The following is a 2,042-nucleotide window of genomic DNA, read 5'->3' as shown; positions in this document are numbered from 1 at the left end:
TGGTATGGCCATTCAAAGTGCTTTAGAGAGCGAAGGCGTAAAGACCCGTTTGTTGTCTGCCATTAAGATGGAGCAAATAGCCGAGCCATTTATACGTAGAAGAGCGATCCGTCACCTAGAAAAAGGTAGAGTAGTGATTTTTGGAGCAGGAACAGGCAATCCATATTTCTCCACGGATTCTGGTGGTGCATTGAGAGCCGTAGAAATTGGAGCCGATGTATTGCTCAAAGGAACAAGTGTAGATGGTGTCTATTCTGACGATCCCCGCAAAAATCCGGATGCAACAAAATACGACGAAATATCGTTTGACGAAGTGATAGGAAAAGGACTTAAAGTGATGGACATGACGGCCTTTACACTTTGTAAAGAAAACAAATTGCCCATTATCGTTTTTGATATGAACCAAGAAAACAACCTTTTGAGATTGGTAGAAGGTGAAAAAATAGGAACGTTGGTGAAATAAGAAAAATATACTTTTATAAAATGGAAGAAATAGATTTATTGTTGGATATGGCTCAGGACGCTATGGAGCGAGCCATGAAACACACGCAAATAGAATTATCTAAAATAAGAGCCGGTAAAGCCAGTACCAGCATGTTAGACGGCATACAAGTTGAATATTATGGTATCATGACACCTATCTCTCAGGTATCGTCACTTACCACACCTGATGCCCGCACCATTCAGGTAAAACCTTTCGAAAGAAAAACGATTGGAGATATAGAAAGGGCCATCATCAACTCCAACGTAGGCCTAAACCCAGCCAACGACGGCGAAACCATCCGACTCAATGTACCGCCACTTACCGAAGAACGCCGTAGAGATTTGGTAAAAAAGGTTAAGCAAGAAATTGAAGTGGCTAAGGTCAATATTCGAAAGGTACGCCAAGAAACCAACGATGACCTCAAAAAACTCAAAAACGATGGTGTTTCTGAAGACGCCATTAAAATTGGTGAAGAGAAGGTACAAAAACTCACCAACCAGTTTATAGACAAAACCGACCAGATGTTTGCGGCCAAAGAAACCGATATTATGCAGGTGTAGGTTTTCTCAAAATATTAAGTCTCCGAAAGCTCGATTTTTAATCGGGCTTTTTTTTTGTTCCAAAAATCTAAAAAAAATGCAGACCTCAAAGAAGTCTGCATTTTTGATTTGCTCTAATGAATTTCCTTAAATATGTACATTCTAATTGTCACAACCTTTGATTTCAGCTTTGAAGACTGAGCCTGAAGATGTTTCAAAACCAGGGTTCAAAGTTACTGAACCTCCTGCTTGATAAGTTACTTTTGAGGTTGGGCTTAACTTGTTGCTTGCGTTAATTAAGACAGCTGCTTTTTTAGTTTCAGTACCATTAATGTTATCAGCAGGATTTCTTAAAACTATCTCATTTGGACAAGGGCTGCTAACTACTACAACAATTAATGGTTTTATTTGAACACAACCACCAGGTGTAGTTGCCTTAATGTAATACGTACCAGGTATCGTAACCGCATTCGGATTTGCTAAAGGTATTGTACCCGCTGCATCTGTGTGATACGTAATAACCGTAGCCGCTGGCATTATAGATCCAGTTCTTAAAGCAATATCAGTAATATCTACCGAAGAACTTACAGGAGGATTAACAACCAATAAACTTAACGAATCTTCTTTTGATATCACTATAGTATCACTTATTGAACATCCAAATCCAGTTGAAAGTGTGGCTATATAGGTACCAGCCGTATCCACTATAATAGAATTAGTAGTTTCACCCGTATTCCATAAATAACTACCACTACCAGATGCTGTTATAGTGACTGAAGGTACATTGCAGTTTAAAATTGAAGCAGAAGCAACTAACGAAATAGAAGGAGTTTGCAACATCATATCGTTACTGAAGATGGCCGATGCTACCGAGGTACAGCTTCCTTTGGTTGCAGTCACCGTATAGCTGGTGCCTAAAGTCATGCCACTTACTATTCCACCTGCAATCACCGATGGGCCCGCTGGGCTGAAAGTATAACTTACTGTTCCGTCGTAGTTGCCAATGCTGCTGATCTCAT

3 protein-coding genes are annotated in these 2,042 nt (G+C 39.9%); 2 read left to right on the top strand and 1 reads right to left on the bottom strand.

The genetic code is table 11. The annotated features are described in order from the left end of the window. Both EGI31_RS14595 and frr read left to right on the top strand, forming a co-directional pair. On the top strand, window positions 1–463 hold a 463-nt coding region (locus EGI31_RS14595), incomplete at its 5' end, for a uridine monophosphate kinase (protein WP_255037926.1). Window positions 464–483: 20 nt separating this feature from the next. Further along, the gene (gene frr / locus EGI31_RS14590; RefSeq protein ID WP_255037189.1) at window positions 484–1,044 is read left to right on the top strand and encodes a ribosome recycling factor; all 561 of its coding nucleotides are present in this window, start codon (window positions 484–486) and stop codon (window positions 1,042–1,044) included. Window positions 1,045–1,185: 141 nt separating this feature from the next. Here frr and EGI31_RS14585 read toward each other — a convergent pair. Beyond that, the coding region (locus tag EGI31_RS14585; RefSeq protein ID WP_374760694.1) for a 3-coathanger stack domain-containing protein at window positions 1,186–2,042 on the bottom strand (857 nt) is incomplete at its 5' end.

Source organism: Lacihabitans soyangensis, assembly GCF_024343775.1.
Classification (GTDB): domain Bacteria; phylum Bacteroidota; class Bacteroidia; order Cytophagales; family Spirosomataceae; genus Leadbetterella; species Leadbetterella soyangensis.
The sequence above is the reverse complement of the archived record's forward strand: the minus strand, read 5'-3'. Positions and strand labels throughout refer to the sequence as shown.

Excerpts from the sequence above, each read along its gene's own strand:
- frr (WP_255037189.1), top strand. The coding sequence starts at position 484 with ATGGAAGAAATAGATTTATTGTTGGATATGGCTCAGGACGCTATGGAG.